Source organism: Bacillus sp. ISL-45, from assembly GCF_018613195.1.
Lineage (GTDB): Bacteria > Bacillota > Bacilli > Bacillales > Cytobacillaceae > Mesobacillus.
The window spans coordinates 169,970-188,829 of sequence record NZ_JAGGQQ010000005.1; the positions used below are offsets into that span (position 1 = coordinate 169,970).

17 protein-coding genes are annotated in these 18,860 nt (G+C 44.2%); 15 read left to right on the forward strand and 2 right to left on the reverse strand.

Going from position 1 to position 18,860, the window contains the following annotated elements:
* Positions 1-202: 202 nt before the first annotated feature.
* The 6 genes from ruvA (at position 203) to yajC (ending at position 4,705) form a co-directional block, all read left to right on the forward strand.
* Positions 203-811: a Holliday junction branch migration protein RuvA gene (gene ruvA / locus J7E35_RS06290; RefSeq protein WP_214778035.1), complete on the forward strand. Its 609-nt coding sequence runs from the start codon at positions 203-205 to the stop codon at positions 809-811.
* Between the two features lie 69 nt (positions 812-880).
* Positions 881-1,882: a Holliday junction branch migration DNA helicase RuvB gene (gene ruvB, locus J7E35_RS06295; RefSeq protein ID WP_214778037.1), complete on the forward strand. Its 1,002-nt coding sequence runs from the start codon at positions 881-883 to the stop codon at positions 1,880-1,882.
* Positions 1,879-2,085, forward strand: a complete 207-nt coding sequence (locus tag J7E35_RS06300; protein ID WP_214778040.1) for a DUF2905 domain-containing protein — start codon at positions 1,879-1,881, stop codon at positions 2,083-2,085. Before ruvB ends, J7E35_RS06300 begins: the two co-directional genes overlap by 4 nt.
* Positions 2,086-2,130: 45 nt before the next feature.
* Positions 2,131-3,159 (forward strand): tRNA preQ1(34) S-adenosylmethionine ribosyltransferase-isomerase QueA, encoded by a 1,029-nt coding sequence (queA, locus tag J7E35_RS06305; RefSeq protein ID WP_214778042.1) that lies wholly within the window; start codon positions 2,131-2,133, stop codon positions 3,157-3,159.
* Positions 3,160-3,218: 59 nt separating this feature from the next.
* The gene (gene tgt / locus J7E35_RS06310) at positions 3,219-4,358 is read left to right on the forward strand and encodes a tRNA guanosine(34) transglycosylase Tgt (RefSeq protein WP_214778044.1); all 1,140 of its coding nucleotides are present in this window, start codon (positions 3,219-3,221) and stop codon (positions 4,356-4,358) included.
* A 71-nt stretch (positions 4,359-4,429) separates the two neighbouring features.
* Positions 4,430-4,705 (forward strand): preprotein translocase subunit YajC, encoded by a 276-nt coding sequence (yajC, locus tag J7E35_RS06315; RefSeq protein WP_214778046.1) that lies wholly within the window; start codon positions 4,430-4,432, stop codon positions 4,703-4,705.
* 199 nt (positions 4,706-4,904) lie between these two features.
* Here yajC and J7E35_RS06320 read toward each other — a convergent pair whose 3' ends face one another.
* Entirely contained in the window at positions 4,905-5,291 is a 387-nt protein-coding gene (locus J7E35_RS06320; RefSeq protein WP_214778048.1) for a TIGR04086 family membrane protein, read from the reverse strand.
* A 187-nt stretch (positions 5,292-5,478) separates the two neighbouring features.
* Between J7E35_RS06320 and J7E35_RS06325 the strand changes: the two genes are divergently transcribed.
* The gene (locus tag J7E35_RS06325) at positions 5,479-6,141 is read left to right on the forward strand and encodes a DUF421 domain-containing protein (protein ID WP_214778050.1); all 663 of its coding nucleotides are present in this window, start codon (positions 5,479-5,481) and stop codon (positions 6,139-6,141) included.
* 28 nt (positions 6,142-6,169) lie between these two features.
* On the opposite strand, the gene spoVB is transcribed toward J7E35_RS06325, so the two are convergent.
* The gene (gene spoVB / locus J7E35_RS06330) at positions 6,170-7,723 is read right to left on the reverse strand and encodes a stage V sporulation protein B (protein WP_214778051.1); all 1,554 of its coding nucleotides are present in this window, start codon (positions 7,721-7,723) and stop codon (positions 6,170-6,172) included.
* Between the two features lie 123 nt (positions 7,724-7,846).
* On the opposite strand from spoVB, the gene J7E35_RS06335 reads away from it, so the two are divergent.
* The 8 genes from J7E35_RS06335 (at position 7,847) to dtd (ending at position 18,684) form a co-directional block, all read left to right on the forward strand.
* Complete coding sequence (locus tag J7E35_RS06335; protein ID WP_214778052.1) at positions 7,847-8,143, forward strand: post-transcriptional regulator; 297 nt, start codon at positions 7,847-7,849, stop codon at positions 8,141-8,143.
* A gap of 646 nt (positions 8,144-8,789) precedes the next feature.
* A complete protein-coding gene (secDF, locus tag J7E35_RS06340) occupies positions 8,790-11,060 on the forward strand; it encodes a protein translocase subunit SecDF (protein ID WP_214778053.1) in 2,271 nt (756 codons plus the stop codon).
* A gap of 164 nt (positions 11,061-11,224) precedes the next feature.
* The gene (locus J7E35_RS06345) at positions 11,225-12,148 is read left to right on the forward strand and encodes a cation diffusion facilitator family transporter (RefSeq protein WP_214778054.1); all 924 of its coding nucleotides are present in this window, start codon (positions 11,225-11,227) and stop codon (positions 12,146-12,148) included.
* A gap of 20 nt (positions 12,149-12,168) precedes the next feature.
* Complete coding sequence (locus tag J7E35_RS06350; RefSeq protein ID WP_214778056.1) at positions 12,169-12,486, forward strand: LapA family protein; 318 nt, start codon at positions 12,169-12,171, stop codon at positions 12,484-12,486.
* A gap of 145 nt (positions 12,487-12,631) precedes the next feature.
* Positions 12,632-14,998 carry a single-stranded-DNA-specific exonuclease RecJ gene (recJ, locus tag J7E35_RS06355; protein ID WP_214778058.1) on the forward strand — a complete coding sequence of 789 codons (2,367 nt, stop codon included), beginning with the start codon at positions 12,632-12,634 and terminating at the stop codon, positions 14,996-14,998.
* Positions 14,989-15,501 (forward strand): adenine phosphoribosyltransferase, encoded by a 513-nt coding sequence (locus J7E35_RS06360; RefSeq protein WP_214778061.1) that lies wholly within the window; start codon positions 14,989-14,991, stop codon positions 15,499-15,501. The genes recJ and J7E35_RS06360 overlap by 10 nt, the downstream gene beginning before the upstream one ends.
* 492 nt (positions 15,502-15,993) lie before the next feature.
* Positions 15,994-18,186 (forward strand): RelA/SpoT family protein, encoded by a 2,193-nt coding sequence (locus J7E35_RS06365; protein ID WP_214778696.1) that lies wholly within the window; start codon positions 15,994-15,996, stop codon positions 18,184-18,186.
* A 57-nt stretch (positions 18,187-18,243) separates the two neighbouring features.
* Positions 18,244-18,684 carry a D-aminoacyl-tRNA deacylase gene (gene dtd / locus J7E35_RS06370; RefSeq protein WP_214778063.1) on the forward strand — a complete coding sequence of 147 codons (441 nt, stop codon included), beginning with the start codon at positions 18,244-18,246 and terminating at the stop codon, positions 18,682-18,684.
* Positions 18,685-18,860: the final 176 nt, after the last annotated feature.

Consider the following 18,860-nt stretch of genomic DNA (forward strand, 5'->3'; position numbering starts at 1 on the left):
TTGTGTTTTCCAAGGTTTCGGAGAGATTTTATTACTGGGGAGGACGTGGCGTTATAGGCGGGCAGCGCTGGTCGGGGCTGACCAAGGCGCTTGCGCTTTTCTTATAAAAATGATCATACGTTCGCCTTTTTGCATATTTTTATTCATACCTTTAAAAGGAGTATGTTAAAATGAGTTACAGCAAAGCAGAGGGGCGAGAGTATTGTATGAATTCATAAAAGGTACCGTCGATTTCGTCGGTCCTGAATATATAGTGATTGAAAATAGCGGGATTGGGTATCAAATCATGACACCAAACCCATTTATATTCACAAAAGAAGCAGGTAAAGAGATTTGTATTTTTACATATCATTATGTCAGAGAAGACCTCATTGCTCTATACGGATTCAAGAATCGAGAAGAAAAGGCGCTTTTCACAAGGCTTTTGAATGTTTCGGGAATCGGACCGAAAGGGGCTCTGGCCATCCTGGCATCGGGTGAGCCTGGTCAGGTGGTGCAGGCAATTGAAAATGAAGATGAATCGTTCCTGGTCAAATTCCCTGGAGTAGGCAAGAAGACCGCCAGACAAATGATCCTCGATCTGAAGGGGAAGCTGCATGACCTTGTGCCAGATTACTTCCCTAATCTTTTCAATTCGGACGAGGTTGCTGCCACAATAAGCCAGTCGGTTGAATTTGATGAGGCGGTTTTGGCACTTAAGGCGCTGGGTTATTCTGAAAAAGAAATCCGCAAAATAACTCCAGATTTGAAGAAGGAAACATTGACGACCGATCAATATATAAAGAAAGCCTTACAAAAGCTATTAAAGTAATGCTGAGTTAACATTGACCGATACGATTCAGGATTGGTCAACCAGCTTATAAAGAAGGGTGAGAAACAGATGGAAGAACGAATCATCTCCAGTGAAGCGGGCGACCAGGATGTTTCATTTGAGCAGAGCCTGCGTCCGCAGACACTCAGGCAATATATCGGCCAGGATAAAGTGAAAGCAAATCTTGAGGTATTTATTGAAGCGGCCAAAATGAGGCGTGAAACGCTGGACCATGTGCTGCTCTACGGACCGCCTGGTTTGGGCAAGACGACGCTCGCAGCAATCATCGCCAACGAAATGGGAGTCAACCTCAGGACGACATCCGGACCGGCGATCGAAAGGCCTGGGGACCTGGCAGCCATCCTGACGGCATTGGAACCTGGCGATGTCCTGTTCATTGATGAAATTCACAGACTTCCAAGAACGATCGAGGAAGTACTCTATCCCGCTATGGAAGACTTTTGCCTTGATATCGTCATAGGGAAAGGGCCAAGTGCCCGATCTGTCAGGCTTGATCTCCCGCCGTTCACGCTTATTGGTGCGACAACCCGCGCTGGTTCGTTGTCAGCTCCATTAAGAGACAGGTTTGGAGTATTGAGCCGTTTGGAATACTATAATGAGAAACAGCTAACTGATATTGTCGTCAGGACAGCCGAGCTTCTGGAAACTGCCATCGACTGGCCTGCCGCCCAGGAGCTTGCGAGGAGATCGCGAGGGACGCCGAGAATCGCCAACCGCCTATTGAAGCGGGTACGCGATTTTGCGCAGGTGCGAGGCAATGGCGCTGTTAAGGAAACTCTTGCCCAGGAGGCATTGGAACTGATGCAGGTAGACCGTTTGGGACTTGACCATATAGACCATAAATTGCTCAAAGGCATCATTGAAAAATACCGCGGCGGACCGGTCGGATTAGAGACGATTTCCGCAACCATCGGAGAGGAATCGCAGACAATTGAAGATGTGTATGAGCCATATTTATTGCAGATCGGGTTTTTACAGAGGACACCTAGGGGAAGAATTGTAACGGAGGCAGTATACCGGCATTTTGAAATGGAGGTGCCTGAGCGATGACAGGTGCAGCTAAGTTCGTGATGGTCGCCGGGGCCGTCATTTTCATCATTGGCTTCATCATGCAGTTTGTCAATTTGGGAAGGCTTCCAGGAGACATCGTCATAAAAAAAGGCAACACGACCTTTTACTTCCCAATTGTGACATCCATCCTGGCAAGCATTATCTTGTCTGCGATCTTTTACTTTATCGGCCGATTCAGATGATCGGCCCATGAACAAAATAAATAGAAACTTAGTAAGGGTGACAACATGAAAGTAGATTTGTTTGATTTCCATTTACCTGAGGAACTGATTGCCCAGACTCCGCTTGAACAAAGAGCGGAAAGCAGGCTGATGGTCCTGAATAAAGAATCTGGCAATATAGAACATGATGTTTTCAAGAACATCAAAAGTCATCTGAAACCGGGTGACTGCCTCGTCCTGAATGACACGAAAGTTCTTCCGGCAAGGCTTTTTGGCATGAAAGAGGACACGGGAGCTAAAATAGAAGTCCTTCTCTTGAAGCAGCTTGAGGGAGATGAATGGGAAACGCTTGTGAAACCGGCAAAGAGAGTAAAGGAGGGCACAAAAATCATCTTTGGCGACGGCCTGTTGACAGCGGAATGCACCGGGGAAGCTGAACACGGCGGCAGGAATCTTAAGTTTTCTTATAACGGGATCTTTTATGAAGTGCTGGAACAGCTGGGAGAAATGCCTCTTCCTCCTTATATTAAGGAGCAGCTGGAGGATAAGGACAGATACCAGACTGTGTTCGCAAGGGAAAGAGGATCGGCGGCAGCTCCGACCGCAGGCTTGCATTTTACAGAGCAGCTGCTGGAAGAAATCAAGGACATGGGCGTCCATATCGCCTTCATTACCCTTCATGTCGGACTGGGAACGTTCAGGCCTGTCAGCGTGGATTCCATCGAAGAACACGATATGCACTCTGAATTTTACCAGGTGACTGAAGGAACGGCCTTGCTGCTGAACACCGTCCGTGAGCAGGGCGGCCGAATCATCACCGTTGGAACGACTTCAACAAGGACCCTGGAGACGATTGCGACAGCCAATGATGGTAAGTTTGTCGCTGAAAATGGCTGGACAAACATCTTCATTTATCCCGGATATGAATTTAAGGCAATCGATGGGATGATTACGAATTTCCACTTGCCAAAGTCGACATTGATCATGCTTGTAAGTGCTCTGGCTGGACGGGAAAATGTCCTTAATGCCTATAATAAAGCTGTAGAGGAAAAGTATCGCTTTTTCAGTTTCGGGGATGCGATGTTGATCTTATAGTTCTATCACTAAAAAATATACACTTAATTGAAATTGGACTTCTGGAAGGAGCTTATACATTGTCAGCAATCCGTTATGAATTAATTAAAACCTGTAAGCAGACAGGAGCAAGGCTTGGGCGTGTGCATACACCGCACGGCTCTTTTGAAACTCCGGTCTTCATGCCTGTTGGTACACTGGCAACAGTCAAAACTATGTCACCCGAGGAATTGGTCCAGATGGGTGCGGGGATTATCCTGAGCAACACCTATCATCTTTGGCTGAGGCCAGGCCATGAGATCGTCAAGGAGGCAGGCGGCCTGCATAAATTCATGAACTGGGACCGCGCCATCCTCACTGATTCAGGGGGATTCCAGGTGTTCTCTTTGAGTGAGTTCAGGAAAATTGAAGAGGAAGGCGTTCACTTCCGCAATCATATGAATGGGGACAAGCTTTTCCTTTCCCCAGAGAAAGCGATGGAAATCCAGAACGCGCTTGGTTCTGATATCATGATGGCATTCGATGAATGTCCGCCATACCCTGCTGAATATGACTATATGAAAAAATCAGTCGAGCGGACCTCCCGCTGGGCAGAGCGCTGCCTCACAGCCCATCAGCGTCCACAGGATCAGGGATTATTCGGGATCGTCCAGGGCGGAGAATATGAGGAATTAAGAAAGCAAAGCGCAAAAGACCTGGTTTCTATGGACTTCCCAGGTTACGCAGTTGGCGGCCTTTCAGTCGGCGAACCAAAGGATGTGATGAACAGAGTGCTGGAATTCACTACTCCATGGCTGCCGTCCGATAAGCCTCGTTACTTGATGGGAGTTGGTTCTCCGGATTCCTTGATCGATGGTGCCATGCGCGGTATTGATATGTTCGACTGTGTCTTGCCTACCCGTATCGCCCGAAATGGCACATTGATGACAAGTGAGGGAAGACTGGTTGTCAAGAACGCGAAATTCGCCCGTGACTTTGGACCATTGGATCCTAACTGTGATTGCTATACATGTAAAAATTACAGCAGGGCCTACATCCGCCACCTGATTAAAACAGATGAAACGTTCGGAATTAGACTTACTTCTTATCATAATCTACATTTTCTGATAAACTTAATGGAGCAGGTCAGACAGGCGATCCGAGAAGACCGTCTGGGGGACTTTAGAGATGAGTTTTTTGAGCAATATGGTTTCAATAAACCGAATGCCAAAAACTTCTAAATAAACTGCTTTTTAATAAGGCTGCTCTCGCATGGCGTCATCAGCCTTGAACATGAAAGGAGGGGAAATGAATGGAAGGATTAGTAGGTACAGTATTCCCGCTATTGTTGATGTTTGTACTATTCTATTTCTTGTTGATCCGCCCTCAGCAAAAGAGGCAGAAAGCGGTTCAGCAAATGCAGAGCGACCTGCAAAAAGGTGATAAAGTAGTAACAATCGGCGGTTTGCATGGAATTGTCGATGCACTTGATGAAGGTACTGTTGTCATCAAATGTGGAGACGGAAGCCGTCTTACATATGACCGCGCGGCAATCCGCGACGTCAAGGAATCAGCAGCAGGAGTATAACGAAAAGCGGAAGCGTCTCAAGGCTGCAACCAGACAACCGACTCGAGCTGCTCAAAGCTAACGCTTCTGCAAGATACTCGAGGAAGCTATTTCTAGGATGAAAACTGGCTGGGCGCTGGAGCTGGACAATAATCGAAGTGTAAAATGTAATAGCTATTTTTCAAACGAAAAAGAAGCGAACTCTCGGTTCGCTTCTTTTTTATGCCTTTGAAGGACCGCCAACGATGTTTACACCGAGAATGCCACCCATCATAGCTGTGAGAATATAGCAAATATGGTAGATGATTTGTTCAATTGAAAATAGGCTGTCATAACCCAGGTATTGAAACAGGAAAATAACTAAAGAATAAACCAGGCCCGTTGCTCCTCCAATCATCCACCCTTTTTCTTTTCCATTTCCGCCAGTAATAAAGCCGCCGATGAAAATGGATAAAAAAGAAATGGATGTCATGACGTACTGAAGTGAAGCTTCTTGGACAGAAGTGAACTTTAAAAGAAGAGAAAATATCAAACTGCTCACGATTGCCAGTAGAAATATTGCAATTACCCCGTACAGGACGGCCCTTCCTAAACTTTTGGATTCCATTAACCCCTCTCCTCTCTGATCTGATCCCTTTAAACGGGAAATGCCTAGTACAAGCATATTCACGAAAAAGGACAAATAGAATCAGTTTTATACAGGAGATATTATAAAAAATACTTAAACAATAAGTATTTTTTCAGTTCGGAGTTAAAGACTAAAGAGGAATGCTGTGTGAAGGGCGGGGGATACCGTGGAACAATATTTGATTATCCTTTTTAGGACAGTTCTCCTTTATTTATTGATCCTGTTGATTTTTCGTTTAATGGGAAAAAGGGAAATCGGTGAATTAAGCGTTCTTGATTTGGTTGTCTATATTATGATCGCTGAGATGGCATCCGTGGCCATAGAAAATACGAAGGATCCCTTGATCAACACTCTTCTCCCAATCGGCATATTTGTAATCATACAAATTGCACTGGCAGTGCTTTCGCTTAAAAGCAAAAGATTCAGGGATATCGTGGATGGAAAGCCGACAATCATTATTAATGATGGGAAAATCGATGAAAAAGCCATGCGGTCGCAAAGATATAATTTTGATGATCTGCTGCTTCAATTAAGAGAAAAGGATGTAGGGGATATTGCCGATGTGGAGTATGCCATTTTGGAGCCGTCCGGTACCCTGTCCATTTTCCAAAAGAAACAGGGTGAACAGGATGGGGAGCAGGATAGCAGCAGTCTTGCACTTCCTCTGATCATCGATGGCGAGGTCCAGAAGGATAACCTTGGGATGGTTGACAAATCAAGTTCCTGGCTGCTGGAGCAGTTAAAAAAACGGGGATACGAAGATCCGGGAGAGATTTCCTTTTGCAGCTACCAAAATGGAGAATTTTATATTGATCTTAAGGATAAATAAAAACGTGGACAACGCCCACGTTTTTTTCTTACCTTTTTATAAATGATGTAAGTACGGATCGTAATTTCGAAAGCTCATTTTTTCTGATCAACCCAAGCACGACAGAGAGAGACAAGTACAGAATGCTTACAGTGCCTGCATTTATAAGAATCCTTGCTGCCAATGAAAGATTCCCACCAAGCCAGTCCCAGAGCATGAAGCCCATTGACCCCGATAGAATGATAATAACTAATACCTTTACATAATCTTTTACATAAAAAGTAAATGAAACAGCCTTCAGCATGGTCGCGAAATGGAGGAGGGTGATCAGGACAATTCCCATGACCATACCGAGGGCTACGCCGTTTATGCCAAAAGCAGGCTGGCTTGCCAACAGGAAGATGACAGCGGTCTTCGCAAGATTTCCAATCAGGCTGTTGATCATCGCTGCCCTGGCCAAATCAAGAGCCTGCAGTGCTGCCTGCAGCGGTCCCTGGAAATAGTAGAACAGGAAAAATGGTGCCATGAGCTTGATGAATTGTGCTCCATTGGAAGTCCCGTACATCAACGTCATTAAGGGTTCGGCCAGAACATATAAAACGACGATTGCCAGGCCCCCTGTTAATAGGGAAAATCGCAAAGATTGCTGCAGAAGATGTTCAATCACCTTCATGTTCTTTCTGGAGTTCGCTTCACTGATAGCAGGTACAAGTGAGGTGGATAAAGAATAGGTGATGAACGATGGCAATAACAGCAAGGGCATGGCAAAGCCAGTCAATGCCCCATATTGTTTCGTGGCGGCTACGGCGGCGACTCCGGCAATCGCCAGACTGTGCGCAACGACAATCGGTTCAAAAAACCAGGAAACAGATCCGATCAATCTTGAACCTGTTGTTGGCAATGCAATCCCCATTAAATCATTGAAAGTCGACTTTCCGGAATGGACGAATTGAAAGAAGTTCTTTCGCAGCCTAAATTTTTTTCGCAGCTTAAAGGTCGTCATCAAATAAATCAATGAAATAAGCTCTCCAATCACTGACGCAATCATGGCACCCGCTGCGGCATATTCAATTCCATACGGCATGAAGGCTTTTGTCAAAACAGCAATCAAGGTGATCCTGACAAGCTGTTCGATCACTTGTGATATCGCGGATGGCCGCATATTCTGCCTTCCTTGGAAGTAGCCGCGGAGAACCGATGATACTGCAACGATCGGAACAATTGGTGCAATGGCAAGCAGCGGCCATTGTGTTCTTGGATCCGTGAACAATGTCTCGGACAGGTATGGAGCAAGCAGAATGAGCGCTGGTGTAAAGATAATCGATAGGGATATGGTGGTGGCAAGGGAAACGACAAGGATTTTCTTGATTTTTTGGAAGTCGCCTCTTGCCTCAGCTTCAGCCACATTTTTTGAAATCGCAACTGGGAGCCCTAGCTGGGTAATTGTCACGACAAGCACCATGGTCGGGAAGGCCATCATATAAAGGCCAACACCTTCCTCGCCGATGAAACGGGCGATGACAATCCGATTTATGAATCCAAGCACCCTCGTGACGAGGCCGGCCATTAACAAAATAAATGTTCCTTTTAAAAACTTCGACATTCCGCTCCCTGCCTTCTCAAAAATGCATATTTCATATACAATTAACTATATGCAAGAAAGTGGACAAAGCATGACAAGGTTAAGACATTTAAAGACTGGAAAATTGGACGGGGAGGCCAGGTAATGAATCCAAGCCATCAATACGGACGGTTTTACAAGCAAGTGAAACCCGCTCTGGAAAGCAAAGTTGAAGAATTCAAAATATTCGGTTATGAACAAGTTGGAGAAAAAGAATTATGGGATTATCTCACGAAGAAAAAGTGGAAGAAACCGAAAGAAGAAATTCAAATGTATGAAATTGTCGCTGATATTTTATCCGCAAAAATCGGCGACGTAATGAATTTCACCACCGTTGAAGCCTTCAAACTGGGAGACTTTGCGCTTGATAATGAAGAAGAACGGAAAGAGCTGCTGAAATGATGAAGCTCTATACTTAAAAGGTTCATAGGTATAGCTGATATCTCCTTTATATGGTTCATTGGACATTTTGAGCGAGGTACCCCTAAAGAAATGTCTAAAAAGAGGTCTTTAATAGACATTTTGAACAGGGGACCCCAGTGAAATGTCTAAAAAAAGGACTTTAATAGACATTTTGAGCAGGGAACACCCGTGAAATGTCTAAAAAAAGGTCTTTAATAGACATTTTGGACAGGGAACATCCGTGAAATGTCTAAAAAGGGTTTTAATAGATATTTGAACAGGAAATGCCGGTGAAATGTCTTTTTGTCAAGTGTTAGACTAAATATCGAATTATGATACCAAACATTCATAACCCGATTTTTCTGTTTCCAAAATCTAGAGGGGCTTGATACATAGGGGCTTTTTTCGCCTATTATAAAGCTATATTTCCGATATATCGCATTCATTGATACTCGAAAAAATCCAGGTGCCGATTTTTTCTTAGACAAGCATTCCCGGTGTAGAAATGGAAAAAGCTTAATTGACAGTTTTTTTAAACTGTTACATAATTAGAATGCTATAAATTGGCTACTGTTTATTTTCTTGGTCTTATGTTTTATTTGTCTGGCAGCATGTTTGTGCGAAGAATAAGGAGGATTTATACATAATGGTAAAACGCAGCCGCATCGTGGCCTTCTTTTTGCTGGTTATTTTAATCGGAAGTGCCATGGGTGCAACAACCCAGAATATATTGAAAGATATCAAGCTCGGCCTTGACCTGCAGGGTGGTTTTGAGGTTCTTTATGAAGTCACGCCTCTAAATGGAAAAAAGGGAGAGAAAGTTGACCGTGAAACCCTGAAGAGTACTGCTGAGGCTCTTGAACGAAGAGTCAACGTTCTCGGTGTCAGTGAACCGAACATTCAGATTGAAGGAGATGACCGGATTCGCGTACAGCTGGCTGGTGTAAAAGACCAGAACAAAGCGCGTGAAATTCTTTCTACAGAAGCGAATCTTACCTTCCGTGACGTCAACGACCGCGTCATGATGGATGGCAGTGACCTGGAAGAAAATGGTGCAAAGCAAAGCTTCGACCAGCAAAACAAGCCGAGCATTTCAATCACACTTAAAGATGGGGATAAATTCGGCGAGATCACAAAGGAAATCCGTGATATGTACCCTGAAAATCAGCTGATCATCTGGCTGGATTTCGAAGAAGGGGTTGATTCCTATAAGGAAGAAAGGATGAAGCCTGAACCTAAATTCCTTTCCAATCCTAATGTAGATAAGATCCTGAACCAAAAGAATGTTGAGATTACTGGTAATTTTACAATTGAAGAAGCCCAGCAGCTCGCTTCTCTGCTTAATGCGGGATCATTGCCGGTTAATTTGGAAGAAACTTACTCTGCTTCTGTTGGAGCGAAGTTCGGGGAACAGGCTCTAAATGAGACAGTTTTCGCTGGAATCATCGGTATTCTTGCTGTTTTCGTATTCATGCTCGCTTTATACCGTATCCCTGGAATTGTCGCAGTTATTACGTTATCTATTTACGTTTACCTCATCCTGCTTGTATTTGATTGGATGAACGGTGTACTCACACTGCCTGGAATCGCGGCCTTGATCCTCGGTGTCGGTATGGCGGTGGACGCAAACATCATAACCTATGAACGTATCAAAGAAGAATTGAAGGTTGGCCGCAATATCAAAGCAGCGTTTGATGCGGGCAGCAAAGGCTCTCTGTCTACGATCTTTGATGCCAACATCACGACTTTGCTGGCCGCAATCGTTTTATTCGCGTACGGGACAAGCTCTGTAAAAGGCTTTGCGACCATGCTGATCATCAGTATCCTGGCAAGCTTTATCACAGCAGTCTTCGGTGCACGCTTGTTCCTTGGATTGCTCGTGAACAGTGGCTTGTTCAAAAACAAACCAGGCTTATTCGGTGTGAAGCCAAGTGAGGTTCATGATATTTCGGAAGGTTTGGATAGTCTGGATTTGAAAACCAAGTTCGATAGATTTGATTTCATTAAGAGCCGAAAAAAGTTCTTTACTGCATCTGCTATTCTTATCGGTATTGGACTGATTGCACTCCTCGTGTTCCGCCTGAATCTTGGAATCGATTTTGCGGCTGGGACAAGGGTAGAGGTCATGTCTGACAGCAAACTTACAGCGGAACAATTAAAAGCTGAGCTTAAGCAAGTTGATTTGGAAACAAACGATATTGTCATCTCCGGTGATAATGGCGAAATTGGCGTTGCAAGATTTAAAACAGTTCTAACCAAAGATGAGATCTCTAAGCTTAAATCTCACTTCAAGGAAGAATTCGGTGCCGAACCGAATGTTGGAACAGTTTCACCGACAATCGGTAAAGAACTGGCTAAGAATGCCATGATTGCAGTTGCCATTGCTTCCGTGGGGATCATTATCTATGTAACGATCCGCTTTGAGATTTACATGGCGCTGGCTGCAATAGTCGCATTGCTTCATGACGCGTTCTTTATCATTGTTCTATTCAGTCTCACAAGGCTTGAAGTTGATATTACCTTCATAGCGGCTGTCCTGACAATTGTTGGTTATTCAATCAATGATACAATTGTTACTTTTGACAGGATGCGTGAGAATATGGTGAAGAAGAAACGCCTAAAGACACCGGAAGATATTGCGGATGTAGTAAATGCTTCTCTTCGTCAGACACTTGGCCGTTCGGTTAACACCATCCTGACTGTTGTCATAACAGTTGTGGCTCTGTTGCTATTCGGCAGCCAATCAATCTGGAATTTCTCTTTCGCCCTTCTTATTGGTCTAATTGCCGGTACTTATTCTTCCATTTTCATCGCAGCACAGCTGTGGTATGTATGGAAGAAGAAAGAGCTTAAGAAGAAAGGCACAATCAAGACTTTTAAGGAAAAGAAAGTCTACACAGATGAGCCTCAAGTTTAATAAAAAGCAAACTAAAATACCACGGACTTTCCGTGGTATTTTTTTCACTTTTGGTTAGAACAACCATATTTCAGGATAAAATAAAAGGAATGCCGACAGACTAAATATGGTGGAATAAGTAAAGGACGCGGAATAAAAGCTCTTTACAGAGAGGAGTTTTGCTGTTGGAAAAAGACGTTCGTTTTAAGAAGGCTGAATTTGCCGCAATGGTTGGCGTTGTCGGTAATATTATACTGGCAGGATTGAAGTGGGGGGTCGGCATCTATGCTAACAGTAAAGCTCTTGTAGCGGATGCAGTCCATTCTGCATCTGATGTAGTGGGTTCATTAGCTGTATACATAGGTCTTAAGGCGGCGAAAGCTCCGCCGGATGAAGATCATCCTTACGGTCATGGCAAGGCCGAATCAATTGCTGCCATCATTGTGGCAGTATTATTAATGCTTGTGGGAGTCGAAATCGGCAGATCATCGTTCGAAGCATTTTTTCATCCTATTGAACCTCCAAAATCTGTGGCGATTGTGGCTGTAGTCGTTTCAATTATAGTAAAAGAGGGAATGTTCAGGTACAAATACAGATTGGGGAAGCAATTAAAGAGTGACGCGCTGATCGTCAATGCGTATGAGCATAGATCGGATGTCTATTCCTCCATCGCTGCACTAATAGGGATCAGCGCGGCTGTGTTGGGCGGGATGTTTGGAATTGGGTGGCTGGAATACGCCGACCCGGTGACAGGTCTGCTAGTAGCCTTGCTGGTCATCAGGATGGCATGGAAGCTTGGCAAGGAGTCGATCCATAATGCACTTGACCACGTCCTTCATGAAGAGGATACAGAAGAATTCAGGACTGTTGTCCAATCAATTCCTGAAGTAAAGAAATTGGATGAATTACATGCCAGAGAGCACGGTCACTATGTTATCATTGATTTAAAAATATCTGTCGATCCACATATTACCGTGGAACAGGGCCACCGGATTGGAAAAAGTGTGAAAAAGAATCTGATGGAAAATAAAAATGTCCAAAATGTTCTGGTCCATATAAATCCGTTCAGTGAGAGTGAAGATTCCGAGGATGGCGTAGATATTCAATAAGTCTCAGGGGAGGGGATAGAATGAAGTTTCAATGGACATTGCTGCTGGGACTTGCTTTTGCATTGATTGTGGCTGTTTTCGCCGTCATCAATGTCGATCCAGTAACAGTGAACTATTTATTCGGGGAATCAAAATGGCCGTTAATTTTGGTAATTCTGGGGTCTGTATTGATGGGCGGGATCATCGTTGGTTCTGTCGGTCTGTTCAGGATGTTTGTGCTTCAAAGGGAAGTAAAATCTTTGAGGAAGAAAAACAGCTCATTAGAAGAGCAGCTGGCCCAAAAAGAAACTCTGCCGGAGGAAACAGCACCCCAGCACGAAATAGAAGATATCCATTAATCCAGTACTTATGGCAGCATACAATTATGCTGCCATTTTAGTATAGTACTATACATTTCCTTATTGTAATGTCCCTTATTAGCATTCATTGTCATTGAAACACCCTCTCTGCTTTTGTATAATGAATAAGCTGAGAGGTGAACGTATGTTAAAGCCAAAATCAAGGTGGATTGTAAAAAAATCCGACCGGACAATAATAGATTCACTCGCCAAGGAATTGAACATAAATCATCTGACTGCTTCTCTGCTAGTCAATCGCGGACTGGATACCGTGGAAGATGCCCGGTATTTTTTGTTTGGGCAAAAAAGCGAATTTCACGACCCCTATTTGCTGAAGGACATGGATAAGACAGTTGAGCGGATCAAAAAAGCAGTAGAAACGCAGGAGCCCGTTTGGGTGTTTGGTGACTATGATGCAGACGGTGTGAGCAGTACGACGGTCATGATGAAAGCCCTGGCTGAACTCGGGGCGAACGCCGACTATTACATACCGAACCGTTTTACAGAAGGATATGGTCCTAATGAAAAAGCTTTCAGGAGTGCGGCAGACAGCGGAGTGGGCTTGATCATCACTGTCGATACGGGCATTTCTGCTCTCCATGAGGCAGCAGTTGCAAAAGAAATAGGTGTCGACCTGATCATTACAGACCACCATGAACCTGGACCGGTCCTGCCGGATGCATTTGCGATCATCCATCCAAAGCTGGACGGCAGTGTATACCCTTTTAAGGATTTAGCTGGTGTAGGTGTCGCTTTTAAGGTTGCCCATGCCCTGCTGGGGAGAGTCCCAGAGCATTTGCTGGAGTTTGCGGCTATCGGGACCATTGCCGACCTTGTTCCACTTATGGGAGAGAACAGGCTGATTGCCCTGAGGGGAATCGAGAAGTTGAAGTCGAGCCAGACACCTGGCTTGAATGCGCTGCTTAAACTCGCGAAAACGGATAGATCTTCTATTGATGAAGAAACAATAGGTTTTATGATTGGACCGAGGGTCAATGCAGCAGGGAGGCTTGGCAGTGCTGACCCAGCTGTGCAATTAATGATGACAGCTGATTCGGAAGAAGCGAAAATGCTTGCGGAAGAAATAGATTCAATCAATAAAGAGCGGCAAAACATCGTTTCACAAATTGCCGAAGAAGCAGTTTCTGAAGTGGAAATGAATTACCCAATCCATGATAACTCAGTCCTTGTCGTCGGTAAGGAAGGCTGGAACGCAGGGGTCATCGGCATCGTAGCTTCCAAGCTTGTCGAAAAATATTACCGGCCAACGATCGTCCTTAGTTTTGACAAAGAGAAGGGACTTGCGAAGGGGTCAGCACGAAGTATCGCTGGTTTCGATCTTTTCAAAAACCTTTCAACCTGCAGAGAAATCCTTCCGCATTTTGGCGGTCATCCCATGGCTGCGGGAATGACGTTGAATCTTAATGATGTTGATGAATTAAGGTCAAGATTGAATGCACTCGCAAAAGAGCAGCTGAAAGAAGAAGATTTAACTCCTGTCTCCCATATCGATGCGAGAATAGATGTTAAAGAGATTACGATTGAGACCATAAACGAACTTGGGCTGCTATCTCCATATGGCGTCAGCAACCCAAAACCCAAGGTCCTGATTGATGGAGCAAATATATCAACCCTTAGAAAGATAGGGGCAGATCAGTCGCATCTTAAGCTGGCACTGGAAGAGGAAGGTACTGTTATTGATGGAATTGGATTCGGCTTAGGCCATCTCCATGATCATATCTCGCCGAGCTCGAAGCTGTCAGTCATTGGCGAACTGTCCATCAACGAATGGAACAATATCAGGAAGCCGCAAATTTTTCTCAGGGATGTGGCGGTCAAGTCCTGGCAGCTATTCGATTTCCGCGGTCTCAAAAGACTGGAAAAGCTTCCCGAAATGATTCCGGGGGATCATATTAAGTGGGTTCTCTTTAACGCTGATTTGAAAAATAAGTTTTCTCCTATTATCGGAGACTCATTGGAACTGGTAAACACCGATGAACAAGCTGAACAGCTGAATCTTGATCATTCGTATGTTGTTCTATTGGACCTGCCGCCATCCAAAGAGATTCTGGAGAAGTTATTTTCCGGGAAAAATCCGGGAAGGGTCTATGTCCATTTTTATAAAGAAAGCAGCGATTTCTTCACGACGATGCCAACGAGGGAGCACTTCAAATGGTTTTACGCTTTCCTCGCCAAGAAAGGGCCATTCGATCTTAAACGGTATGGCGACGATTTGGCCAAGCATCGAGGGTGGACAAAAGAAACAATAGATTTCATGTCGAAGGTGTTTTTTGAACTAGATTTTGTTAAAATAAACAATGGGTTTATTTCACTAGAAGAAAATGTCCCCAAAAGGGATCTGACTGAATCCAAAACATATCAGCACAAGGTGCAAGCATTCACTCTTGAAAATGAATTGCTCTACTCATCGTATGAGCAATTGAAGAACTGGTTTGACCAATTCATTCAAGAGTCGGTGAAAAATGAGGAGGCAATTATTCAATGGATTTGAAACAATTTGTAACAATCGTTCCCGATTGGCCAAAGCCCGGCATTAAATTTAAGGACATCACAACCTTAATGGACAATGGCGATGCTTATAGATATGCAACAGACCAAATCGTGGCCTATGCCCGTGAAAAGCAAATTGATCTTGTAGTCGGACCAGAAGCACGCGGCTTTATTATCGGTTGCCCGGTTGCCTATGCGCATGGAGTAGGTTTTGCTCCTGTCAGAAAAGAAGGAAAGCTTCCGCGCGAGACAATCAAGGTCAACTACGGACTTGAATATGGCAGTGACGTCTTGACGATCCATAAAGACGCGATCAAGCCTGGACAAAGAGTCCTGATTACCGACGACCTGCTTGCAACTGGCGGAACGATTGAAGCAACGATCAAGCTAGTTGAAGAACTAGGGGGAATCGTGGCAGGAATCGCCTTCCTGATTGAACTTACTTATCTCGATGGCCGTAACAAGTTGGATGGCTACGATATTTTAACCTTGATGCAATATTAAATCGACCGGGCGCTTCATTGCGAAGTGCCCTTTTTTTATAAGGCTCTTTTCTCAAACTTTGTTGCTATTGACGACAAAATAGGATTGGATAATCTACTTTCTTTCGAAAGGTTAACTCTTTTGTGAGAAAAGAACATGCAAGCTTTATACCGACCTCCAAAATGATCATCTATTACGTTAAAATCGGCTTTAGGATTTTAACAACAATCTTTACGAAAACAGCTTTTTATAAAAAGAAATTCATCCAATGGCAGGCAGGTTTGCTAAAATTAACCTATAATAAAATATCTTTCGACAATTTTTTTAATTTCTGCTGTAAAATCTCTTCCTTTCTCTTTACATCTTCAATTTTTTCTTTGATAATAGTAACAATCCTTTATAAGAATAATTATTGTATATAGAGGATGTTTAATATTTTTGTCGACTTTTCCCTTGGTTCCCGCTGGAGAGAAAATGCGGGTTAATATAAAGAAATTTAAATTAGGTGATCCTATGGCGAATGACCAGGTAATGACCGCAGAACAAGTCATTGACTGTACAAAATCATATTTGAATGATGAACATGTTGAAATGGTAAGAGAGGCATATGAGTTCGCCAGACAGGCTCATCATGATCAATTCAGGAAATCCGGGGAACCGTACATCATCCACCCTATCCAGGTAGCAGGGATTCTCGCTGACCTGGAGATGGATCCGGCGACGGTCGCAGCTGGTTTTCTTCATGATGTTGTCGAGGATACGGATGTGACTCTTGGTGATATAAGAGAGGCGTTCAATGACGAAGTGGCCATGCTTGTTGATGGGGTCACGAAGCTTGGTAAAATCAAGTATAAGTCGCATGAAGAGCAACAGGCGGAGAACCACCGGAAGATGTTTGTTGCAATGGCACAGGATATCCGTGTCATCTTGATCAAGCTTGCTGACCGCCTTCATAACATGAGGACTTTGAAGCATTTGCCGAGTGAAAAACAGCGGAGGATTTCGAATGAAACGCTGGAGATTTTTGCACCGCTGGCTCACAGGCTCGGTATCTCAAAAATCAAATGGGAGCTTGAAGATACTGCTTTACGCTATCTTAATCCCCAGCAATATTACCGTATCGTCAACCTGATGAAAAAGAAACGGGCAGAACGCGAGCAATATCTTGATGAAGTCATCGATGAAGTGAAGGAAAGGCTGAATGAGGTTTCAATCAAGGCTGAAATTTCAGGAAGGCCTAAGCATATATACAGCATCTATCGGAAAATGGTCCTGCAAAACAAGCAGTTCAATGAAATATACGATTTGCTGGCTGTCCGTATTGTCGTCAACAGCATCAAGGACTGCTATGCAATCCTGGGAATCATCCATACATGCTGGAAACCGATGCCAGGCAGATTCAAAGACTACATCGCGATGCCAAAGCCTAATATGTATCAGTCCCTGCACACGACAGTGATCGGCCCTAAAGGTGATCCGCTGGAAGTCCAGATCAGGACTGATGAAATGCACAGGATCGCGGAATTTGGGGTTGCGGCCCACTGGGCATATAAAGAGGGCAAACCAACTGATGCTTCCAATTTTGAAACAAAGCTATCATGGTTCCGTGAAATTCTTGAATTCCAGAATGATACTGCAAATGCAGAAGAGTTCATGGAGTCTCTAAAAATTGACCTTTTCTCGGATATGGTATTTATTTTCACACCGAAAGGCGATGTTATCGAGTTGCCAGCTGGTTCAGTGCCAATCGATTTCGCCTATCGAATCCACTCTGAAATCGGCAATAAGACGATCGGTGCCAAGGTCAATGGCAAGATGGTGACTTTGGATTACCAATTGAAAACTGGGGATATCATTGAAATCCTTACTTCAAAACATTCTTATGGACCGAGCAAAGATTGGCTAAAGCTTGCACAGACCTCCCAGGCAAAAAACAAGATTCGCCAATTCTTCAAGAAGCAGCAGAAGGATGAAAATGTTGAAAAGGGCCGTGAGCTCCTGGAAAAAGAAATCCGCAATATGGATTTCGATGTTAAAGAGATTTTGACAACTGAAAACCTGAAAAAGGTTTCCGAGAAATATAATTTTACCAATGAAGACGATTTGTTTGCTTCAATCGGTTACAACGGAATAACAGCTCTCCAGGTAGCCAACAGGCTGACAGAAAAGCTCCGCAAGCAGCGTGACCTGGAACAGGAAAAGGATATTTCGAATGCTGTGTCCGAGCTTAAATCATTTTCACCTGCTAAGAAGCGAGAGTCTGGAGTCCGAGTGTCGGGTATCGATAATTTGCTGATCAGGCTATCCCGCTGCTGTAACCCTGTACCTGGGGATGATATTGTAGGTTTCATCACAAAAGGCAGGGGAGTATCTGTTCACCGTTCTGACTGCACGAACATCCACACTGAGGATGCGCAGGCCAGATTGATTCCGGTAGAATGGGAGACCGGCTTGAATGACCGCAAGGAATATAATGTGGATATCGAGATCAGCGGCTATGACCGCAGGGGCTTGTTGAACGAAGTCCTGCAGGCGGTAAATGAAACAAAGACGAACATTACCGCGGTTTCGGGGAAATCTGACAAAAATAAAATGGCAACCATCAATATGTCCATCGCCATCCATAATGTCAGCCATCTGCAAAGAGTCGTCGACCGGATTAAGCAAATTCCCGATATCTATGCGGTCAGAAGGGTAATGAGTTAAGCAGACTTAGTAGTCATGAAGCAAAAACTGTGACACCGATGTGTAAGGAGATTACCGATGCGTTTAGTGATACAGAGAAGCAAAGAAGCAAAAGTGACAGTTGATGGGGAAGTAACAGGCTCCATCAATAAAGGATTTGTCATCCTTGTGGGTGTTACACATGAGGATACGGAAAAAGATGCAGCTTTTCTTGCCGAGAAGGCTGCGAATCTCAGGGTATTTGAAGATGAAGCAGGAAAGATGAACTTGTCCCTCCTCGATGTAGGGGGAGAGATTCTTTCCGTTTCACAGTTTACCCTGTATGGTGATTGCCGCAAGGGACGCCGTCCAAACTTCATGGACGCAGCCAAGCCAGACCACGCAGAAGCTGTCTATGAAGCATTCAACCGTTTCCTTTCCGAAAAGGGAATCAAGGTCGAAACAGGTGTATTCGGCGCAATGATGAACGTTCAATTGACAAATGACGGTCCGGTAACATTAATCATTGACAGTAAATAATTCAAAGAAGGAATCCCGATAGCGGGATTCTTTTTTTAGTATATAGCGGACTTGTCGTTCCTATAGATACCCTTATGGAGAAGGATTCGAAGAGATAAGGGCACCTCACGCGCCGAAAGATATCCTTATGATTTATCGGGCATTCCCTTCTTCACACAAAAAAAGACTGAAGACAG

Coding starts and splice junctions, on each gene's coding strand:
- J7E35_RS06335 (WP_214778052.1), top strand. CDS start 7,847: ATGAATCCAAGCCATCAATACGGACGGTTTTACAAGCAAGTGAAACCC.
- dtd (WP_214778063.1), top strand. CDS start 18,244: ATGCGTTTAGTGATACAGAGAAGCAAAGAAGCAAAAGTGACAGTTGAT.
- yajC (WP_214778046.1), top strand. CDS start 4,430: ATGGAAGGATTAGTAGGTACAGTATTCCCGCTATTGTTGATGTTTGTA.
- ruvB (WP_214778037.1), top strand. CDS start 881: ATGGAAGAACGAATCATCTCCAGTGAAGCGGGCGACCAGGATGTTTCA.
- J7E35_RS06320 (WP_214778048.1), bottom strand. CDS start 5,291: ATGGAATCCAAAAGTTTAGGAAGGGCCGTCCTGTACGGGGTAATTGCA.
- J7E35_RS06350 (WP_214778056.1), top strand. CDS start 12,169: ATGAAGTTTCAATGGACATTGCTGCTGGGACTTGCTTTTGCATTGATT.
- J7E35_RS06360 (WP_214778061.1), top strand. CDS start 14,989: ATGGATTTGAAACAATTTGTAACAATCGTTCCCGATTGGCCAAAGCCC.
- J7E35_RS06365 (WP_214778696.1), top strand. CDS start 15,994: ATGGCGAATGACCAGGTAATGACCGCAGAACAAGTCATTGACTGTACA.
- J7E35_RS06300 (WP_214778040.1), top strand. CDS start 1,879: ATGACAGGTGCAGCTAAGTTCGTGATGGTCGCCGGGGCCGTCATTTTC.
- secDF (WP_214778053.1), top strand. CDS start 8,790: ATGGTAAAACGCAGCCGCATCGTGGCCTTCTTTTTGCTGGTTATTTTA.
- recJ (WP_214778058.1), top strand. CDS start 12,632: ATGTTAAAGCCAAAATCAAGGTGGATTGTAAAAAAATCCGACCGGACA.
- spoVB (WP_214778051.1), bottom strand. CDS start 7,723: ATGTCGAAGTTTTTAAAAGGAACATTTATTTTGTTAATGGCCGGCCTC.
- queA (WP_214778042.1), top strand. CDS start 2,131: ATGAAAGTAGATTTGTTTGATTTCCATTTACCTGAGGAACTGATTGCC.